We start from the raw sequence: 18,511 nt of genomic DNA, 5'->3' as shown, positions 1-18,511 counted from the left end.
GCCGTGGGGGTCAGCCGCCGGAGGTGTCGAGCTCCGCGTCCGCGCCGACCGCCGCGCAGTCGTAGGGGTCCTTGAGCCAGCCGTCCGGCAGGACGACCCGGTTGTTCCCGGAGGTCCGCCCGCGCGGGCCGTCGGCGCCGGCGGGCCAGTGCTGGTCGAGGTCGAGTTCGTCGAGTCCGGCGCGCAGGTCCGCCAGGGTGGAGGTGATCGCGAGCCGCTTGCGCATCTCGGAGCCGACGGCGAACCCCTTCAGGTACCAGGCCACGTGCTTGCGGAAGTCGATGACGCCGCGGGCCTCGTCGCCGATCCACTCCCCCAGCAGCTGGGCGTGGCGGACCATGACGTCGGCGACCTCGCGCAGGGTGGGCGTGGCGGCCTTCCCGGTGCCCTCGAACGCGGCGACCAGGTCGCCGAAGAGCCAGGGGCGGCCGAGGCAGCCGCGGCCGACGACGACGCCGTCGCAGCCGGTCTCGCGCATCATGCGCAGAGCGTCGTCCGCGGACCAGATGTCGCCGTTGCCGAGGACCGGGATCTCCGGGACGTGCTCCTTGAGCCGGGCGATCGCGTCCCAGTCCGCCGTGCCGCCGTAGTGCTGGGCGGCGGTGCGGCCGTGCAGGGCGATGGCGGTGACACCCTCCTCGACGGCGATGCGTCCGGCGTCGAGGAAGGTGATGTGGTCGTCGTCGATGCCCTTGCGCATCTTCATGGTGACGGGCAGGTCACCGGCGTTCTGGACGGCCTCGTTGAGGATGGCTCGCAGGAGCGGCCGCTTGTACGGGAGGGCGGAGCCGCCGCCCTTGCGGGTGACCTTGGGCACCGGGCAGCCGAAGTTCAGGTCGATGTGGTCGGCCAGGTCCTCGTCGACGATCATCCGGACGGCCTTGCCGACGGTCACCGGGTCGACTCCGTACAGCTGGATCGACCGTGGCGTCTCGGTCTCGTCGAAGTGGATCAGTTGCATGGTCTTCTCGTTGCGTTCGACCAGCGCCCTCGTGGTGATCATCTCGCTCACGAACAGTCCCTTGCCGCCGCTGAACTCTCGGCAGAGCGTGCGGAAGGGGGCGTTGGTGATGCCGGCCATCGGGGCGAGCACCACCGGCGGCTGCACGGTGTGCGGGCCGATGGCGAGGGGGCTGAACGCGGTCATGCCCACCATTGTCGCGCACGACGGGAGCAGGTCGTTAGTTAGGCGTACTTTGGATATATGCCCGAGCTCACCCCCCGCCGGCGGCTGCTGGTGCTGGCGATCTGCTGCATGAGCCTGCTGATCGTCAGCCTCGACAACACCGTCCTCAACGTCGCCCTCCCCTCGATCCGCAGGGAGCTGGGCGCCACCGTCGCCGGGATGCAGTGGACCATCGACGCCTACGCCGTGGTGCTGGCCTCGCTGCTGATGCTCGCGGGCTCCACCGCCGACCGGATCGGCCGCCGCAAGGTCTTCATGACCGGCCTCGTCCTGTTCACGCTCGGCTCGGTGCTCTGCTCGCTCGCTCCGAACCTGGGCTCCCTGGTCGCCTTCCGCATGGTGCAGGCCGTCGGCGGCTCGATGCTGAACCCGGTCGCGATGTCGATCATCACCAACACCTTCACCGAGCCGCGCGAGCGGGCTCGCGCCATCGGCGTCTGGGGCGGGGTCGTCGGGATCTCCATGGCCGCCGGCCCGCTGGTCGGCGGGGTGCTCACGGACACCGTCGGCTGGCGGGCGATCTTCTGGATCAATCTGCCGGTCGGCGTCGCCGCCCTGCTCCTCACGCTCCGGTACGTACCGGAGTCCCGCGCGCCGAAGCCGCGCCGGGTGGACCCGGTCGGCCAGCTGCTGGTCATCGTGCTTCTGGGCAGCCTCACCTACGCGATCATCGAGGCTCCGGTCGCGGGCTGGACGTCGCCGCTGATCGTGGGACTGGCCGGGACGGCCCTGCTGGCCCTCTGCGGTCTGCTGCTGTACGAGCCCAGGCGTGCCGAACCACTCATCGACCTGCGGTTCTTCCGCAGCGCACCGTTCAGCGGCGCCACGGTCATCGCGGTGTCCTCGTTCGCCGCGCTCAGTGGCTTCCTGTTCATCAACACGCTCTACCTGCAGGACGTCCGTGGGCTGAGTGCCATGAACGCCGGGCTGTACATGCTGCCGATGGCGGCCCTCACCCTCGTCTGCGCCCCGCTGTCGGGGCGGCTGGTCGGCAGCCGCGGGCCGCGCCCGTCGCTGCTGATCGCCGGGGTGACGATGGCGGCCAGTGGGCTGCTGTTCGCGGCGTTCGAGGCGGAGACGTCGGCCCCACTGCTGTTCACCGGGTACGTGCTGTTCGGCCTCGGCTTCGGCATGGTCAACGCGCCGATCACCAATACGGCGGTCTCGGGCATGCCGCGGGCCCAGGCGGGGGTCGCCGCCGCCGTCGCCTCGACGAGCCGGCAGGTCGGCCAGACGCTGGGGGTCGCGGTCATCGGGACCGTCCTGGCCGCGGGAGTCACGGCCGGTTCGCACACCGAGGGGTTCGTGGCGGCGAGCCGCCCCGCGTGGTGGATCATCGCCGGCTGTGGGCTGTGCGTCCTGCTGGTGGGCGCCCTGACCAGTGGGGCCTGGGCGCGGCGGACGGCCGAGCGGACGGCACGGCTTCTGCAGGAGCCTCGGGCCGCCGCGGCGAGCGCCGGCTCCTGAAGCCTCTCCGGTCCGGCCCGGGGCGGCGTCGTCCCTCGGCGCGTGATGCCACGGGGCGCGGACCGGCCGGGACCGGGCCGCGACGGGGGGTGTCGCCGGCAGGGTGGCCCGGAGTGGGCGGTGCGGCCGCCCCGGGCGACGCCCCGGTGGGTGTACGGGACGCGGTGGCGGTCACGCCCCCGGCCCGGCCCAGAGCGATCGTCCTGACGATCGCTCTGGGCCCGAGCCTTTCCGGAAGGAACACGTGGGCCGCCCGGTGGCGGGACCGCACGGCCGCCGAGGAGGGCCGGTGGCCCGGGCCTGGGACAGGGCCGGTGAGCCGCGCCCGGCGCACAGGGCGAGGGCCCGGGCCACCCCGTCGAAACCGAAGGTGGTCCGGGCCCTGCCCGTGCGCCGTGCGACATATCGCCGTGCGCGGTCCGTGGATCCGGCCGGACGACCGGCCGGGCGCGGTCAGCTCTGCTGCTGATCGCCCTGCTCGGCGTCCTGGGCACGCTCGCGCATCTTGCGGAGCAGCTCCTGCTTCTGGTCGGCGGCCGCCTTGCGGTCGGCCGCACGGGCCGGCGCGGAACCCTGCTGGTCGGCGCGGGACATCTTGCGGCGCTGTCCGCCGACGCCGAGGAGGTTGTTGCGGCTCTTGGCCATGGGGGTCTCCCAAAGGGTGAGAAGTCATGCGAATGCGTCGGGTGGGGGGCGGGCTCAGGCCCGCCGCGCTCTCACTCGTAGATCGGGAGATGGCAGCTCATGAGGGCGACGGTACCCCGTGGGGGCCCGGGGCGGCACCGGATTTTCCGCGAATCGGCCAGGTGCGCGCCGCCGCCGGGCCCGGCACTGGACCGGGCGCGGGCCCGGCGCGGGTACGGGACCGGCGCGGGCGCGGCACGGGCGCGGGACCGGCACCGGATGGCGTCGGACGGCACTGGAGCACCGCCGTATCGACTGACAGATATTGAAATCTGTCATCCGTCATGCCATAGTCGTGCCATGACCTCCACCACCGCCCTCCCCACCCGCTCCCTCGGCTCCACCGGCCCCCGCGTCTCAGCCCTCGGTCTGGGCTGCATGGGTATGTCCGCGCTGTACGGCGGGGCCGACCGCGCCGAGTCGATCGCCACCATCCACGCCGCATTGGACGCGGGCGTCACGCTGCTGGACACCGGCGACTTCTACGGCATGGGCCACAACGAGCTGCTGATCAACGAGGCGCTGCGCACCGCCCCGTCGGGCCTTCGCGAGCAGGCCCTGACCAGCGTGAAGTTCGGCGCGCTGCGCACCGTGGAGGGCGGCTTCACCGGCTACGACGGCCGACCCGCCGCCGTGCGGAACTTCGCGGCGTACTCGCTGCAACGCCTCGGCACGGACCACATCGACGTCTACCGGATCGCCCGCGTCGACCCGGACGTCCCGATCGAGGAGACCGTCGGCGCCATCGCCGAGCTGGTCGAGGCGGGGCACGTACGCCACATCGGCCTCTCCGAGGTGGGCGCCCGGACCCTGCGCCGGGCCGCCGCCGTCGCCCCGATCGCCGACCTCCAGATCGAGTACTCGCTGATCTCGCGCGGGATCGAGGACGAGATCCTGCCGACCGCCCGGGAGCTGGGCATCGGCGTCACCGCGTACGGCGTGCTCTCGCGCGGCCTGATCAGCGGCCACTTCACCCGTGACCGCGAACTCGGCGCCGGCGACTTCCGCGGGATGAGCCCCCGCTTCCAGGGCGACAACCTCGACCGCAATCTGGCGCTGGTCGAGCGGCTGCGGCAGGTCGCCGAACGGAAGGGCGTGACCGTCGCCCAGACCGCCGTCGCCTGGGTGCTCTCCCGCGGCGAGGACATCGTCCCGCTGGTCGGTGCCCGCCGCCGCGACCGGCTGGCCGAGGCACTCGGTGCCCTGGACGTCACCCTGGACGCGGCCGACCTGGCCGCGATCGAGGAGGCCGTCCCGGCGGGCGCGGCGGCCGGCGAGCGGTACCCGGCGGCCCAGATGGCGCACCTGGACAGCGAGCACTGACCCCCGGCGAGGCCGGGTACCGTCACTGTCCATGAGCACCGAAGCCCTCACCCCGGACCGCATCCTCGAAGCCACCGAGGAGGTCCTGCGCCGCTACGGCCCGGGCAAGGCGACGGTCGTGGACGTGGCGCGGGCCCTCGGCGTCAGCCACGGCAGCGTCTACCGCCACTTCCGCACCAAGGCGGCGCTCCGTGAGGCCGTCACCCAGCGCTGGCTCGGCCGCACGGAGGCCGTTCTCGCCGAGCTCACCGGATCGGAGTCGACGGCACCCGGCCCCGAGAAGCTGCGCGACTGGCTCGCCGCCCTGTTCGGCGCCAAGCGCCACAAGGCCGGTGACGACCCCGAGCTGTTCGCCACGTACAGCGTGCTCATCGAGGAGAACAGCGCGGTGGTGGACGAGCACTTGGCGGTGCTGGTCGACCAGTTGCGCCGGATCATCGAGGAGGGCATGGCGACGGGTCTGTTCGCGCGGGGCGACGCCAGGGCCGCCGCCAAGGCGGTCTTCGACGCGACCGCCCGCTTCCACGACCCCGGCTACGCGCCGGTGTGGACGTCGGACTCGATCGACGACGAGTTCGACGCGGTGGTCGGGCTCCTCCTGCGCGGACTGCGCCCCTGAGCCGCCGTCCACGACGCGAGAAGGCCCCCGGTTCGTCGAACCGGGGGCCTTCTCGTCCGTGCGACCGGGGTCAGCAGCCGAGCAGGCGGCTGCCCAGGTAGCCCTGGATCTGGTCGAGGGAGACGCGCTCCTGCTTCATGGTGTCGCGCTCGCGCACGGTCACGGCGTTGTCCTCGAGGGTGTCGAAGTCGACGGTGACGCAGTACGGCGTGCCGATCTCGTCCTGGCGGCGGTAACGGCGGCCGATGGCGCCCGCGTCGTCGAACTCGATGTTCCAGTTCTTGCGCAGGTCGGCCGCGAGGCCCTTGGCCTTCGGGGACAGCTGCGCGTTGCGGGACAGCGGAAGCACCGCGACCTTGACCGGCGCGAGGCGCGGGTCGAGGCGCATCACGGCGCGCTTCTCCATGACGCCCTTGGCGTTGGGCGCCTCGTCCTCGTTGTAGGCGTCGAGGAGGAAGGCCAGCATGGTGCGGCCGACACCGGCGGCGGGCTCGATGACGTACGGGGTCCAGCGCTCGCCGGCCTCCTGGTCGAAGAACGACAGGTCGGTGCCGGACGCCTTGGAGTGCGCCGAGAGGTCGTAGTCGGTGCGGTTGGCGACGCCCTCCAGCTCGCCCCATTCGCTGCCGCCGAACTGGAAGCGGTACTCGATGTCGGCGGTGCGCTTGGAGTAGTGCGAGAGCTTCTCCTGCGGGTGCTCGTACCAGCGCATGTTCTCCTCACGGAGACCAAGGTCGCGGTACCAGTTCCAGCGCTGCTCCATCCAGTACTCGTGCCACTGCTCGTCCTCGCCCGGCTTGACGAAGAACTCCATCTCCATCTGCTCGAACTCGCGGGTGCGGAAGATGAAGTTGCCGGGGGTGATCTCGTTCCGGAACGACTTGCCCATCTGGGCGATGCCGAACGGCGGCTTCTTGCGCGAGGTCTGCTGCACCTGGGCGAAGTTGGTGAAGATGCCCTGGGCCGTCTCGGGGCGCAGGTAGGCGACGGAGCCGGAGTCCTGCGTCGGGCCGAGGTGGGTGGAGAGCAGGCCGGAGAACTGCTTGGGCTCGGTGAAGGTGCCCTTGTTGCCGCAGTTGGGGCAGTTCAGGTCGGAGAGGCCGTTCTCGGGGAGCTTGCCGTGCTTCTCCTCGTACGCCTCCTCCAGGTGGTCCGCGCGGTACCGCTTGTGGCAGGAGGTGCACTCGGTGAGCGGGTCGGTGAAGGTGGCGACGTGGCCGGAGGCCTCCCAGACCTCGGTCGCAAGGATCACCGACGAGTCGATACCGACGACGTCCTCGCGCGAGGTGACCATGTAACGCCACCACTGACGCTTGATGTTCTCCTTGAGCTCGACACCCAGCGGTCCGTAGTCCCAGGCGGCACGCTGTCCGCCGTAGATCTCGCTGCACGGGTAGACAAAGCCACGGCGCTTGCTCAGGTTGACGATGGTGTCGATCTTGTCGGCGGCCACGGTGCTCTCTTCATAAAGACGGGCGGACGAATGCTTCAGGTTACCGGCGTGCGCACCCCCCGGATCAAATCGGGGGTGACGGGGGCCGCACAGCCCGTTTGTTGACAATCGTTTCCAGTTTTGTTGAAAATGACTGTCATGAACGTGCGTCGCCTCATATCCACCACCGCCGTTGCCGGAGCCGTGGCTCTCGGCATGATCTCGCTGTCCGCCTGCGGAGGAGGATCCGCCGGTGCCGCGGACGTGAGCGACGGCAAGCTGGACGTGGTGGCGTCGTTCTATCCCATGCAGTTCCTGGCCGAGGAGATAGGCGGCGACCACGTCTCGGTCACCACCCTCACCAAGCCGGGCGTCGAGCCGCACGATCTGGAACTCAAGCCGAAGCAGATCGGCGAGCTCGGCGAGTCGGACTTCATCCTTTACCTCAAGGGTATCCAGCCCGCGGTCGACGACGCGATCAAGCAGGCCGGCGTCAAGAACACGGTCGACGCCGCCACCCTGACGAAGCTGGAGAAGCACGGCACCGAGGCCGGCCACGACCACGCCGGCGAGTCCGCCGAGGAGCATGCCGCGCACGGCGACGAGCACTCCGGCGAGGAAGCCGGCCGGCACGGCGACGAGGGCGAGGCCGACGCCGACCCGCACATCTGGCTGGACCCGGTGAAGTACGCCGAGGTCGCCAAGGGCGTCGGGGCCGCCATGGAGAAGGCCGACCCGGCCAACGCCGCGGCCTACAAGAAGAACACCGCCGAGCTGGTCAAGGAGCTCGACGCCCTGAACACCCGGTTCGCGCAGGGCCTGAAGAAGCCCACCACCAAGACCTTCATCACCACCCACGCCTCCTTCGCCTACCTCGCCGAGCGGTACGGCCTGGAGCAGGAGGGCATCGCCGGCATCGACCCCGAGTCCGAGCCGAGCCCCGCCCGGATCAAGGAACTGCAGGACATCGCGAAGCGGGACAAGGTCACCACCGTCTTCTTCGAGACCCTGGCCAGCGACAGGACCGCCAAGACCCTCGCCCGGGACACCGGCCTGAAGACGGACGTCCTGGACCCGCTGGAGGGAATCACGGACAAGTCCCGGGGCGCTGACTACATGGAGGTCATGGAGTCCAACCTCGCCGCGCTGCAGAAGGCCCTCGGCGCGAAGTGATCCCTTCCCGCACGCACGCATCGGAGGCGCACGCCATGGAGCCCGTCATATCCGTCCGCGGGGCCACGGCCACACTCGGCTCGCGCCCCGTGCTGCGCGGCGTCGACCTCACCGTCCACCAGGGTGAGGTCGTCGCGCTGCTCGGCGCCAACGGCTCGGGCAAGTCGACCGCCGTCCGCTCCGTGATCGGCCAGGTGCCGCTGACCGACGGCTCGATCTCGCTGTTCGGCAAGGAACTGAAGCGCTTCCGCGACTGGGCGCGCGTCGGTTACGTACCCCAGCGCACCACCGCCGCCAGCGGCGTGCCGGCCACGATCCGCGAGGTCGTGTCCTCCGGCCGGCTGTCCCGTACGAAGCTGGGATGGCCCTCGCGGGCCGACAGGGCGGCCGTGGAGCGCGCGATCGAGCTCGTCGGGCTCGCCGACCGCGCCAAGGACTCCGTGAGCGCCCTGTCCGGCGGCCAGCACCAGCGGGTGCTGATCGCCCGCGCGCTCGCCTCCGACCCCGAGCTTCTGATCATGGACGAGCCGATGGCCGGCGTCGACCTGCACAGCCAGGAGATCCTCGCCGGAACCCTGCGCGAGCAGGTCGCGGGCGGTACGACGGTTCTGCTGGTACTGCACGAGCTGGGTCCCCTGGAGCCGCTGATCGACCGCGCCGTGGTGCTGCGCGACGGCTGCGTGGTCCACGACGGGCCGCCCCCGGAGGCCGTCGGCCAGCACGCGCTGCCCGGCCACGACCACGTACATCCGCATGCGGCCGACGAGCCGCTCCGCACGGGACTGCTGACCTGATCATGGAAATCCTCCAGCTCGCCTTCATGCAGCGGGCGCTGCTCGCGGCCGTCCTGGTCGGCATCACGGCGCCGGCCGTCGGCATCTACCTGGTGCAGCGCCGGCAGGCGTTGATGGGCGACGGCATCGGCCATGTCGCGATGACCGGCGTCGGCCTGGGCTTCCTGCTGTCGACCAGCCCCGTGTGGATGGCCACGATCGTCTCGATCGCCGGTGCCGTCACGATGGAGTTGATCCGTGCCTACGGCCGCACCCGCGGCGACATCGCGCTCGCACTGCTGTTCTACGGCGGCATGGCGGGCGGCGTCATGCTGATCAACCTGTCGCCGACCGGCTCGAACGCCAATCTCAACTCGTACCTTTTCGGCTCGCTGTCGACGGTCTCCGAGGAGGACGTCGTCGCGATCTGCCTGCTGGCCCTGTTCGTGATGCTCGTCACGCTCGGCCTGCGGCGGCAGCTGTTCGCGGTGAGCCAGGACGAGGAGTTCGCGCGCGTCACCGGCCTGCCGGTACGGGTGCTGAACCTGCTGATCGCGGTGACGGCCGCGGTGACCGTCACGGTCGCCATGCGGGTCGTCGGCCTGCTGCTGGTCAGCGCGCTGATGGTGGTCCCGGTGGCGGCGGCACAGCAGCTGTCGCGGAGCTTCCGCACGACTTTCGTACTTGCGGTGTTGATCGGTACGGGGGTGACGCTCGCCGGCACGGTGACGTCGTACTACCAGGACGTGCCGCCGGGCGCGACGATCGTCCTGCTGGCGATCGCGGTGTTCATCGTGCTGACGGTGCTGGCCACGCCGCTGGCCAGGCGCCGTGCGCGGGCAGCGCGGGCCCGGGCGGACACTTGTGATGTGGGCGCGGGAGACGCCCGTGGCCGGGCGGACGACGTCAAGGTCTGATGTCGGCCCGGCACCCGACCCTGATCGAGCCTTCAGGGGGGCCTGGCAGAATGGTCCGGACATCTGGAGCGGGCCGAGTGTTGAGGAGGCACCTGTGGCGACGGCTGGACCCCCCGGCGTACGCGGCCGGTCGACCCGGCAGCGAGCTGCCGTGTCGGCGGCGCTGAACGAGGTGGACGAGTTCCGCAGCGCGCAGGAGCTGCACGACATGCTCAAGCACCGCGGCGACTCCGTGGGCCTGACGACGGTCTACCGCACCCTGCAGTCCCTCGCCGACGCCGGCGAGGTCGACGTGCTGCGTACCAGCGACGGCGAGGCCGTCTACCGCCGCTGCTCGACGGGTGAGCACCACCACCACCTCGTGTGCCGGATGTGCGGCAAGGCGGTCGAGGTCGAGGGCCCGGCGGTCGAGGAGTGGGCCGAGGCGATCGCGGCGGAGCACGCGTTCGTGAACGTGGCGCACACGGTGGAGATCTTCGGCACGTGCGTGGAGTGCGCTGCGGCGGCGAAGAACGCCTGACGACGTGCGGCGGTGGCCCGCATCCCCGCGGGGGGACGCGGGCCACCGCCGTGTCCGGCCGAGCGTGCGGGGAGTCGGCGCAGCCCGCTGCGCTCTCTCCCCCTGCGCCTGGGGGCGCGGGAGGTATCCCCACCCTCCGCCGTGCGCTCGCACGCACCAGACGCCCCCGGCCCCGCCCTCCGGGCGGACGACGCCACTTTCGGAACACGCCCTAGCGGTCGAAGCAGTCGTAGGTGCCGTCGTCGTTGCGTCCCACGCTGTTGTGGTCCCAGCAGTGCATCACCGGCGCGAGCGTGTAGGCCCGCCATGCCAGCAGGGCCGCCACGCAGGCGGCGGCCACGAGGGCGGGGCGCGAGCGGGGCCCCGCGAGCGCCAGTCCCCCGGCGGCCGCCCCTGCCGCCAGGAAGCCGGTGAGCACCACGAAGGGGGCGTCGTTGTCGCGCAGGCCGGCGAACGTCTCCATCTCGACGGTCCAGGCGAAACTCAGCCACGTCAGGAGCAGGGCGAACAGGAACACTGCGGCGACGGCGCAGCCGCGCGCCGCCTTCACGCCGGGTTGCCCTGCGGCGTCTCCTGCGGCTGCCCCTGCTCGTTCTCCCGCTTCTCCAGCTTCAGCAGTTCCTCGTTGGGGATCGCCCCGCCGAAGCGGCGGTCCCGGGAGGCGTACTCCAGGCAGGCCCGCCACAGATCCCGGCGGTCGAAGTCGGGCCACAGCACGTCCTGGAAGACCATCTCGGCGTAAGCGCTCTGCCAGAGGAGGTAGTTGGAGGTGCGCTGCTCACCGCTGGGCCGCAGGAACAGGTCCACGTCCGGCATGTCCGGGTAGTACAGGTACTTCTGGATGATCTTCTCGCTGACCTTCGACGGGTCGAGCTTCCCCGCCTTCACGTCCTCGGCGATCTTCTGCATCGCGTCCGCGAGCTCCGCCCGCCCGCCGTAGTTCATGCAGAAGTACAGAGTCAGCCGGTCGTTGTCCTTGGTCTGCTCCTGCGCGATCTGCAGTTCCTTGGCGACCGACTTCCACAGCTTGGGCATCCGGCCCACCCAGCGCACCCGGATGCCGAGCGCGTCGAGCTGGTCACGGGTCTTGCGGATGAAGTCGCGGTTGAAGTTCATCAGGAAGCGCACCTCTTCGGGCGACCGCTTCCAGTTCTCGGTGGAGAAGGCGTACAGGGAGATGCTGCCGACGCCCATCTCGATCGCGCCCTGGAGCACGTCCAGCACCCGCTCGGCGCCGACCTTGTGCCCCTCGGTGCGCGGCAGGCCGCGTTCCTTCGCCCAGCGGCCGTTGCCGTCCATGACGATCGCGACGTGACCGGGCACCAGTTCACCGGGGATCTTCGGCGGGCGCGCGCCCGACGGGTGCGGCTCCGGGGTCTCGTAGTCGCGGCGGGACCGGCCCAGGAATCCACGTCGTGCCATGCGGGCTCACTTCTCCTATACCTAGCTACTTCTCGACGTACCGAAGGGACCGCAGCCCCCGCTCCAGATGCCAGTGGAGATACGCGGACACCAGTCCGCTCCCCTCCCTGACGTGGCGCGGCTCGCACGCGTCCGCCGTCTCCCAGTCCCCGGTCAGCAGTGCGCTGAGCAGACCGACGGCCTCCGCAGAGGGTACGACGCTGCCGGGTACCCGGCAGTCGCCGCATATGACGCCGCCCGCCGCGACGGAGAAGAAGCGGTTCGGGCCGTGGATCCCGCACCGCGCGCAGTCCTCGAAGGAGGGCGCGTAGCCGTTGACGGCCAGCGAGCGCAGGAGGAACGCGTCCAGGATCAGATGGGGCGCGTGCTCGCCCCGCGAAAGGGTGCGCAGGGCTCCGACGAGCAGGAGGTACTGCTGGACCGCCGGCTCGCCCTCGTGGTCGGTGAACCTCTCGGCGGTCTCCAGCATGGCCGTACCGGCGGTGTAGCGGGCGTAGTCGGTGACGATGCCGCCGCCGTAGGGGGCGATCGTCTCACTCTGCGTACACAGCGGCAGGCCGCGTCCGACGAGCTCCGAGCCCCGCGCGAAGAACTGCACGTCGACGTGCGAGAAGGGCTCCAGCCGGGCGCCGAACTTCGACTTGGTCCTGCGCACTCCGCGCGCGACGGCCCGCACGCGCCCGTGACCGCGCGTGAGGAGCGTGATGATGCGGTCCGCTTCACCCAGCTTCTGGGTGCGCAGCACGATGCCGTCGTCGCGGAACAGACTCATGGACCCATTCTCCCGTACGCGCGGGGCGGCCCGGGCCGGGACCCGGGAGACGGCCCCTTCAGGGCACCTCGCCCCGGCTGCGGGCGTTCGCGTAGGCCGTCGCCGCACGCAGCCGCTCGGCGTCGGTCGCCGGCCGCACGCCGTCCGGCGGGCAGTCCCACTCACGCCCGCCCCCGACGGGTCTCAGCTGCAGATACGGCCCCACGTGCCCCATGACGCGTCCGACGCGTCCCGTGCGCAGCTCGACGACGTACGTCCCCACGGGCTGGCTCATCCCCGGCCACCTTCCCCCGGCATCGGGGCGGCCGGCCGCCGCGCCGTCTCCACCGGGCAACGTCCCCACTCGATCGGTGGCGGCGGGGGCTCGGCGGCGCAGGTGACGGGGTCGAGCCCCAGGGACGGAAGCACGGTCCCGGCCCTTTTCGGCGCCGCACGCAGTTCCATCACCGCCTCCTCCGCCGCTTCGATGGTCACGCCCTCCGGCCGCTCGGTTCTTCCTTCACCCGGGCTGTCCTCTCCGAATCCATTTCCCGCTTACTGCCCCCAGGGTGGGAGCGCTTCCGTAGCATGGGCAGATGCGCAAGAGCTACAACTGCGGGGCACCACAAGGGCGTTGATCCATGGCCAACGCACCGTCGTCCCGGCAGGCGGCGGGATGAACCCGGTGAGGCCGGAGCACTGGGCGATGCCGCACGAGCACGTGCCGCGGCCGCCCACGGGCGGAGCGGCCTGACGGCCGAGCGGCTCGAACGGGCTATTTGACCCGGCGCTTGGGGTAGTGGTCCAGCGCCGCGTCGCCGCGGAGGGCGCGGGCCAGGGTGAGGCCCAGGATCATCAGGATGACACCGAACCACTGGGCGCCCGCGTCGAAGACCAGTACGACGATCCCGATCGGGATCAGCATGGCCACGAACGGGGTCAGCAGGAGCCGCACCGGCGGCTCGGGCTCGTGGAGTACGCGGGCCCGGGCGACCTGGTGGTACCACTCGGTGAACCGCAGCACGCCGATGTAGGCAGCGATCGGGATGATCCACGCGGTCCACACGTTCTCCGGGTTGCGCAGGACGAGGTCGCCGAAGCCGCCGACGAGGGCGGTGACGAGGAAGGACAGCGCCCAGGCCCCGGTGATCACGTAGTTGGCGTGCAGGAAGGCGGGGGTGCCCCAGCGCTCCCGGGGGACCCTTTCGCGGGCGTACTGGAGCGTGAAGGGCCTGCGGACGACCATGGTGCCGACCGCGAAGAAGGTCAGGGCGATCGCGGAGAGCTCGTCCGCGTAGGTCTCCAGCCAGCGCAGGGTGCCGTCGGAGGCCAGGACGCCGACGACCGCCATCGCAGTGAAGAAGGAGACGTCCGCCAGCTCGATGATCTTCACCGATGTGCCGCGGCGGACGAAGCGGCTCGCGATGACGAGTACGAGGGAGATCCCGAGGGCCAGGGCGACGGCCAGCTCGTACCGGTCCTCGCCGACCACGACGGCGAAGACGATCCACGGGGACAGGCCGACGCCCGGGTTCTCCAGGAACCCGGCGCCCCGCCCGCCCCGCGTCCGTTCCGTCGTGGCGGCGTTCATGGCAGTCGCGCCCCTTCTCCGATGGGTCTGCCTCAAGCCTCGCTCGTGGGGACCCCGCACGCGAGTCATCGCCCCAAAGACAGGCCAATAGGAGGCATAAGATCAACTTATGAGGTCATAGGTGGGGGGCGGGTACCGAGGTGAGGCGAGCCTTACTTAGGGTTTGATCGATCGGTTAATGTCACCGGTCATTCCTCGCTCGAAGGGAATCTGTCATGCCCCGCCCCCTGCGGGTAGCGATCGTCGGCGCCGGCCCTGCCGGGATCTACGCCGCCGACGCGCTGCTGAAGTCCGATGCCGCCGCCGACCCCGGGGTCTCGATCGACCTCTTCGAGCGCATGCCGGCGCCGTTCGGACTGATCCGGTACGGCGTCGCCCCGGACCACCCGCGCATCAAGGGCATCATCACCGCCCTGCACCAGGTGCTCGACAAGCCGCAGGTGCGGCTGTTCGGCAACGTGGACTACGGCACCGACATCCACCTGGACGACCTGCGCGCCTTCTACGACGCGGTGGTGTTCTCGACCGGCGCCATGGCCGACCGCGAGCTGAAGATCCCCGGTGTCGAGCTCGACGGCTCCTACGGCGCCGCCGACTTCGCCTCCTGGTACGACGGCCACCCGGACGTGCCGCGCACCTGGCCGCTGGAGGCGGAGAAGGTCGCCGTCCTCGGCGTCGGCAACGTGGCCCTCGACATCTCCCGCATCCTCGCCAAGACGGCGGACGAACTCCTGCCGACCGAGATCCCGCCGAACGTCTACGACGGGCTCAAGGCGAACAAGGCCGTGGAGATCCATGTCTTCGGCCGCCGCGGACCGGCCCAGGCCAAGTTCAGCCCCATGGAGCTGCGCGAGCTGGACCACTCGCCGAACATCGAGGTCATCGTCAACCCCGAGGACATCGACTACGACGACGGCTCCATCGCCGAGCGGCGCAAGAACAAGCAGACCGACATGGTCGCCAAGACGCTGGAGAACTGGGCGATCCGCGACATCGGCGAGCGCCCGCACAAGCTGTACCTGCACTTCTTCGAGTCGCCGGTCGAGATCCTCGGCGAGGACGGCAAGGTCGTCGGGCTGCGCACCGAGCGCACCGAGCTGGACGGCACGGGCAGTGTGAAGGGCACGGGGCAGACGACGGACTGGGACGTCCAGGCCGTCTACCGCGCCGTCGGCTACCTGTCGGACGAGCTGCCCAAGCTCCCCTGGGACACCGCCAGCGGCACCGTTCCGGACGAGGGCGGCCGCGTCATGCAGGAGAACGGCGAGCACCTGCCGTCCACGTACGTGACGGGCTGGATCCGGCGCGGGCCCGTCGGCCTCATCGGCCACACCAAGGGCGACGCCAACGAGACCGTGGCCCATCTGCTCGAGGACCACTTCGCGGGCCGACTGCTCACGCCGGAGTCCCCCGAGGAGGACGCGGTCGTGTCCTTCCTGGAGGGCAAGGGCCTCACGTACACCACGTGGGAGGGCTGGTACGCGCTGGACGCCGCCGAGAAGGCGCTCGGTGAGCCGCAGGGCCGCGAGCGCGTGAAGATCGTCGAGCGCGAGGACATGCTGCGCGCGAGCAACGCCGTCACGCCGGAGTAGTCACCCGGCAGTCATGCCGGGCGCGACCGGGCCGACTCGCAGCTGAGGATCACGAGTCCGGCCCGGTCCCGCTCTCCGGGCTTGCCCAGGATGCGGCTCACGTGCGTCTTCGCCGTGCGCGTGCGGAGGCCCGGCGCCTCGGCGATCTCGGTGGTGCCGCGGCCGTCGGTCCCGTTCCGCGGCTGCTGTCGAGGGGGCGGCGAGCAGGCAGGGCATGTATCGGTGACGGTGCCGGAGGCGACGAGGACGGCCGGGCGGACGACGCTACGTCCGTAACACGCCCTAGAACGGCGCTCGCGCCGCCTCCATCAGGCGGGTCGTGTCGTCGGCGCACAGCCGCAGGGCGTTGCCGACGGTGGTCAGGACGTCCCGCTCGTCCTGGCTGTAGGCGCCGTCGGCGAGGGCGATCCGGGCTCCCTGGAGCAGGATCGATTCCCGGCCGGCGGGGGCGAGGTGCGGCGAGAGGGGTTCCAGGGCCTCGTGCAGCTCGATGGCGAGCGCGGCGCCGCACGGTCCTGTGGAGTCGCTGACGAAACGGCCGGTGTCGGCGGCGAGCGCCTCGATCAGCGAGGTGAGGCTGTCGGCCGTGCAGTCCTCGTACCCGGCGGCGCGGACGGTGCTGACCGCGGTCTGCAGGACGGAGCGCGAGGAGACGCCGCCGGCGGCGAGCACGGCGAGGGCGACGGTGTGCACGGCGTCGCGGAGCATGGCGGAGAAGCGGGCGGTGGTCGGGTGGTCGAGCGCGTCGGTGCCGAAGTGGCCGTGACAGGCGGCGCACTCGACGACCGGTCCGGCGATGCCGCGCGGCATCAGCGGGACGCCGAACAGCGTGAGGCGGCGGCGGCCGGTACGACGGCGGTAATTGCGGTCCCCGCCGCACCCGGGGCAGAAGAACTCCCCGTCACCGACGGTGTTCCAAGAGGTGGAAATCGAGCAGATACGCAGTTGTCGCACTTGTGACCTTCGTGCTCGCCGCACGTCACACCTCCGCAGACCCTCGGCCACTTTGCCGCGCTGGCGTGATGTTAGCCACATCGATGATGTGGCGTCAGCACCTCGTCGTGAGAACCCCGCAGACATGGCCGAACCCCGTCCGCGGGACGCGGACGGGGTTCGGGCCACAGGACGTACCGTCGGTCAGCGCGCGGCGCGGTTCACTGCGGAGATGACGGCCTTCAGGGAGGCCCGGGTGGTGTTGGCGTCGATACCGATGCCCCACAGCACCTTTCCGTCGATGGCGCATTCGATGTACGAGGCGGCCTGCGCGGACGCGCCCTCGCTCATCGTGTGCTCCTGGTAGTCCAGCAGCCGGGCGTCCACGCCGATGGCGGCCAGCGCGGCGAAGAACGCCGAGATCGGACCGTTGCCGGAGCCGGTCAGCACCACGTCGGCGCCGTCCACGACCGCCTCGACGGTCAGCGTGTCGGTGCCGTCCTTGTCGGTGGTGGTCTGGCCGGAACGCAGCTGGATGCGCCCCCAGGCGTTGTCAGGGTTGGGCAGGTACTCGTCCTGGAAGACGGTCCAGATGTCCTTCGGCGTGACCTCGCCGCCCTCGGCGTCGGTCTTCGCCTGGATGATCCTGGAGAACTCGATCTGCATCCGGCGCGGCAGGTCCAGCTTGTGGTCGTTCTTCAGGACGTAGGCGATGCCGCCCTTGCCGGACTGCGAGTTGACGCGGATGACGGCCTCGTAGGAGCGGCCGACGTCCTTGGGGTCGATCGGCAGGTACGGCACGGCCCACTCGATCTCGTCGACGGTCCTGCCCGCGGCGGCGGCGTCGGCCTCCATCGCGTCGAAGCCCTTCTTGATGGCGTCCTGGTGGGAGCCGGAGAAGGCGGTGTAGACCAGGTCACCCGCGTAGGGGTGGCGCGGGTGGATCTCCATCTGGTTGCAGTACTCGCTGGTCCGGCGGATCTCGTCGATCTGCGAGAAGTCGATCTGCGGGTCGACACCCTGCGAGAACAGGTTCATGCCCAGGGTGACCAGGTCGACGTTGCCGGTGCGCTCGCCCTGGCCGAACAGGCAGCCCTCGATACGGTCGGCGCCGGCCATGATCGCCAGCTCGGCCGCCGCCACCGCCGTACCGCGGTCGTTGTGCGGGTGGACCGACAGACAGATGTGCTCGCGGCGGGACAGGTTCCGCGACATCCACTCGAACCGGTCCGCGTGGGTGGAGGGCGTCGAGCGCTCCACGGTCGCGGGCAGGTTCAGGATGATCTCGCGGCCCTCCTCGGGCTGCCAGACGTCCATGACGCCCTCGCAGACCTCCAGGGCGAAGTCCAGCTCGGTGTCGGTGAAGATCTCGGGGCTGTACTGGTACCCGAAGACGGTCTCGTCGCCCAGCAGCTTGTCGGCGTACTCCATGACCAGCCGGGTGCCGTCCACCGCGATCTGCTTGACCTGCTCCTTGGAGCCGCGGAAAACCACCCGGCGGAAGGTCGGCGCTGTGGCGTTGTACAGGTGCACGGTGGCGCGGTGGGCGCCGCGCAGGGACTCCACGGTCCGCTCGATCAGCTCTTCGCGCGCCTGGGTCAGGACGGAGATCGTCACGTCCTCGGGGACCGCGCCCTCTTCGATGATGGAGCGGACGAACGCGAAGTCGGTCTCGCCGGAGGACGGGAAGCCGACTTCGATCTCCTTGTAGCCCATGCGTACCAGCAGGTCGAACATCTCGCGCTTGCGCGCCGGCGACATGGGGTCGATCAGGGCCTGGTTGCCGTCCCGCAGGTCCGTGGACAGCCAGCGCGGGGCCTTGGTGATGCGCTTCTCGGGCCAGGTGCGATCGGGGATGTCCACGGCTTCGTACGGGCCGTACTTGTGGATCGGCATCCCGGAGGGCTTCTGGAAGTGCGCCGCGTTCGTGAGGGGTGTGGGGCGGCCAACGGGCTGAGACATTGCGTAGGGCTCCTCGGATGTCCAACAGGGGGACGGCCGACTGGGGGCAGCACCGGATCCCGCGGGGAGGGGGTCGGCCTACGACTACAGGCCCTCGCCGCGGCAGCTAAGAAGAAGCAGCCCGAAACGCATGATGCGAAGCAGCCTAGCCGAGTAACACCGTGAG

18 protein-coding genes are annotated in these 18,511 nt (G+C 70.6%); 8 read left to right on the top strand and 10 right to left on the bottom strand.

Features of this window, described 5'->3' with window-relative positions; genetic code table 11:
- Positions 1–10: 10 nt before the first annotated feature.
- Positions 11–1,147 (bottom strand): tRNA dihydrouridine synthase DusB, encoded by a 1,137-nt coding sequence (gene dusB, locus ACY34K_RS08150; RefSeq protein ID WP_462745296.1) that lies wholly within the window; start codon positions 1,145–1,147, stop codon positions 11–13.
- A gap of 57 nt (positions 1,148–1,204) precedes the next feature.
- Here dusB and ACY34K_RS08145 point away from each other — a divergent pair, with 57 nt between their 5' ends.
- Positions 1,205–2,653, top strand: a complete 1,449-nt coding sequence (locus tag ACY34K_RS08145; protein WP_462745293.1) for an MFS transporter — start codon at positions 1,205–1,207, stop codon at positions 2,651–2,653.
- A 453-nt stretch (positions 2,654–3,106) separates the two neighbouring features.
- On the opposite strand, the gene ACY34K_RS08140 is transcribed toward ACY34K_RS08145, so the two are convergent.
- Positions 3,107–3,298 carry a DUF6243 family protein gene (locus ACY34K_RS08140; protein ID WP_462745290.1) on the bottom strand — a complete coding sequence of 64 codons (192 nt, stop codon included), beginning with the start codon at positions 3,296–3,298 and terminating at the stop codon, positions 3,107–3,109.
- A gap of 339 nt (positions 3,299–3,637) precedes the next feature.
- Between ACY34K_RS08140 and ACY34K_RS08135 the strand changes: the two genes are divergently transcribed.
- Both ACY34K_RS08135 and ACY34K_RS08130 read left to right on the top strand, forming a co-directional pair.
- Complete coding sequence (locus ACY34K_RS08135; protein ID WP_462745287.1) at positions 3,638–4,660, top strand: aldo/keto reductase; 1,023 nt, start codon at positions 3,638–3,640, stop codon at positions 4,658–4,660.
- A 31-nt stretch (positions 4,661–4,691) separates the two neighbouring features.
- Positions 4,692–5,279 (top strand): TetR family transcriptional regulator, encoded by a 588-nt coding sequence (locus ACY34K_RS08130; RefSeq protein ID WP_462745285.1) that lies wholly within the window; start codon positions 4,692–4,694, stop codon positions 5,277–5,279.
- A 70-nt stretch (positions 5,280–5,349) separates the two neighbouring features.
- Here the strand turns inward: ACY34K_RS08130 and ACY34K_RS08125 are convergent, their stop codons facing one another.
- Positions 5,350–6,732, bottom strand: a complete 1,383-nt coding sequence (locus ACY34K_RS08125) for a glycine--tRNA ligase (protein ID WP_462745283.1) — start codon at positions 6,730–6,732, stop codon at positions 5,350–5,352.
- 138 nt (positions 6,733–6,870) lie between these two features.
- Here ACY34K_RS08125 and ACY34K_RS08120 point away from each other — a divergent pair, with 138 nt between their 5' ends.
- The 4 genes from ACY34K_RS08120 (at position 6,871) to ACY34K_RS08105 (ending at position 10,094) form a co-directional block, all read left to right on the top strand.
- A complete protein-coding gene (locus ACY34K_RS08120) occupies positions 6,871–7,884 on the top strand; it encodes a metal ABC transporter substrate-binding protein (RefSeq protein WP_462745281.1) in 1,014 nt (337 codons plus the stop codon).
- A 35-nt stretch (positions 7,885–7,919) separates the two neighbouring features.
- Complete coding sequence (locus tag ACY34K_RS08115; protein WP_462745278.1) at positions 7,920–8,678, top strand: metal ABC transporter ATP-binding protein; 759 nt, start codon at positions 7,920–7,922, stop codon at positions 8,676–8,678.
- A 2-nt stretch (positions 8,679–8,680) separates the two neighbouring features.
- Positions 8,681–9,574, top strand: coding sequence for a metal ABC transporter permease (locus ACY34K_RS08110; protein ID WP_462745276.1), 894 nt, complete (start codon positions 8,681–8,683; stop codon positions 9,572–9,574).
- Positions 9,575–9,668: 94 nt separating this feature from the next.
- Complete coding sequence (locus ACY34K_RS08105; RefSeq protein ID WP_462745274.1) at positions 9,669–10,094, top strand: Fur family transcriptional regulator; 426 nt, start codon at positions 9,669–9,671, stop codon at positions 10,092–10,094.
- Between the two features lie 211 nt (positions 10,095–10,305).
- Here the strand turns inward: ACY34K_RS08105 and ACY34K_RS08100 are convergent, their stop codons facing one another.
- The 5 genes from ACY34K_RS08100 to ACY34K_RS08080 form a co-directional block, all read right to left on the bottom strand.
- Positions 10,306–10,644 (bottom strand): hypothetical protein, encoded by a 339-nt coding sequence (locus ACY34K_RS08100; protein ID WP_462745272.1) that lies wholly within the window; start codon positions 10,642–10,644, stop codon positions 10,306–10,308.
- On the bottom strand, positions 10,641–11,516 hold the full coding sequence (locus tag ACY34K_RS08095) for an isoprenyl transferase (RefSeq protein WP_462745269.1): 876 nt from the start codon (positions 11,514–11,516) through the stop codon (positions 10,641–10,643). The genes ACY34K_RS08100 and ACY34K_RS08095 overlap by 4 nt, the downstream gene beginning before the upstream one ends.
- A 25-nt stretch (positions 11,517–11,541) precedes the next feature.
- The gene (gene recO / locus ACY34K_RS08090; protein WP_462745266.1) at positions 11,542–12,288 is read right to left on the bottom strand and encodes a DNA repair protein RecO; all 747 of its coding nucleotides are present in this window, start codon (positions 12,286–12,288) and stop codon (positions 11,542–11,544) included.
- Between the two features lie 58 nt (positions 12,289–12,346).
- The gene (locus tag ACY34K_RS08085) at positions 12,347–12,562 is read right to left on the bottom strand and encodes a hypothetical protein (protein WP_462745264.1); all 216 of its coding nucleotides are present in this window, start codon (positions 12,560–12,562) and stop codon (positions 12,347–12,349) included.
- 480 nt (positions 12,563–13,042) lie between these two features.
- On the bottom strand, positions 13,043–13,858 hold the full coding sequence (locus tag ACY34K_RS08080; protein WP_462745262.1) for a hypothetical protein: 816 nt from the start codon (positions 13,856–13,858) through the stop codon (positions 13,043–13,045).
- A 215-nt stretch (positions 13,859–14,073) separates the two neighbouring features.
- Between ACY34K_RS08080 and ACY34K_RS08075 the strand changes: the two genes are divergently transcribed.
- Entirely contained in the window at positions 14,074–15,450 is a 1,377-nt protein-coding gene (locus ACY34K_RS08075) for an FAD-dependent oxidoreductase (protein ID WP_462745260.1), read from the top strand.
- Positions 15,451–15,732: 282 nt separating this feature from the next.
- On the opposite strand, the gene ACY34K_RS08070 is transcribed toward ACY34K_RS08075, so the two are convergent.
- Together ACY34K_RS08070 and leuA are read right to left on the bottom strand one after the other, a co-directional pair.
- Positions 15,733–16,395: a TerB family tellurite resistance protein gene (locus ACY34K_RS08070; protein ID WP_462745494.1), complete on the bottom strand. Its 663-nt coding sequence runs from the start codon at positions 16,393–16,395 to the stop codon at positions 15,733–15,735.
- Positions 16,396–16,587: 192 nt separating this feature from the next.
- Positions 16,588–18,345: a 2-isopropylmalate synthase gene (gene leuA, locus ACY34K_RS08065; RefSeq protein WP_462745258.1), complete on the bottom strand. Its 1,758-nt coding sequence runs from the start codon at positions 18,343–18,345 to the stop codon at positions 16,588–16,590.
- Positions 18,346–18,511: the final 166 nt, after the last annotated feature.

It is taken from the genome of Streptomyces sp. STAM6 (genome assembly GCF_054963715.1).
The sequence above is the reverse complement of the archived record's forward strand: the minus strand, read 5'-3'. Positions and strand labels throughout refer to the sequence as shown.

Excerpts from the sequence above, each read along its gene's own strand:
- dusB (WP_462745296.1), bottom strand. The coding sequence starts at position 1,147 with ATGACCGCGTTCAGCCCCCTCGCCATCGGCCCGCACACCGTGCAGCCG.
- ACY34K_RS08145 (WP_462745293.1), top strand. The coding sequence starts at position 1,205 with ATGCCCGAGCTCACCCCCCGCCGGCGGCTGCTGGTGCTGGCGATCTGC.
- ACY34K_RS08140 (WP_462745290.1), bottom strand. The coding sequence starts at position 3,298 with ATGGCCAAGAGCCGCAACAACCTCCTCGGCGTCGGCGGACAGCGCCGC.
- ACY34K_RS08135 (WP_462745287.1), top strand. The coding sequence starts at position 3,638 with ATGACCTCCACCACCGCCCTCCCCACCCGCTCCCTCGGCTCCACCGGC.
- ACY34K_RS08130 (WP_462745285.1), top strand. The coding sequence starts at position 4,692 with ATGAGCACCGAAGCCCTCACCCCGGACCGCATCCTCGAAGCCACCGAG.
- ACY34K_RS08120 (WP_462745281.1), top strand. The coding sequence starts at position 6,871 with ATGAACGTGCGTCGCCTCATATCCACCACCGCCGTTGCCGGAGCCGTG.
- ACY34K_RS08115 (WP_462745278.1), top strand. The coding sequence starts at position 7,920 with ATGGAGCCCGTCATATCCGTCCGCGGGGCCACGGCCACACTCGGCTCG.
- ACY34K_RS08110 (WP_462745276.1), top strand. The coding sequence starts at position 8,681 with ATGGAAATCCTCCAGCTCGCCTTCATGCAGCGGGCGCTGCTCGCGGCC.
- ACY34K_RS08095 (WP_462745269.1), bottom strand. The coding sequence starts at position 11,516 with ATGGCACGACGTGGATTCCTGGGCCGGTCCCGCCGCGACTACGAGACC.
- recO (WP_462745266.1), bottom strand. The coding sequence starts at position 12,288 with ATGAGTCTGTTCCGCGACGACGGCATCGTGCTGCGCACCCAGAAGCTG.
- ACY34K_RS08085 (WP_462745264.1), bottom strand. The coding sequence starts at position 12,562 with ATGAGCCAGCCCGTGGGGACGTACGTCGTCGAGCTGCGCACGGGACGC.
- ACY34K_RS08080 (WP_462745262.1), bottom strand. The coding sequence starts at position 13,858 with ATGAACGCCGCCACGACGGAACGGACGCGGGGCGGGCGGGGCGCCGGG.
- ACY34K_RS08075 (WP_462745260.1), top strand. The coding sequence starts at position 14,074 with ATGCCCCGCCCCCTGCGGGTAGCGATCGTCGGCGCCGGCCCTGCCGGG.
- leuA (WP_462745258.1), bottom strand. The coding sequence starts at position 18,345 with ATGTCTCAGCCCGTTGGCCGCCCCACACCCCTCACGAACGCGGCGCAC.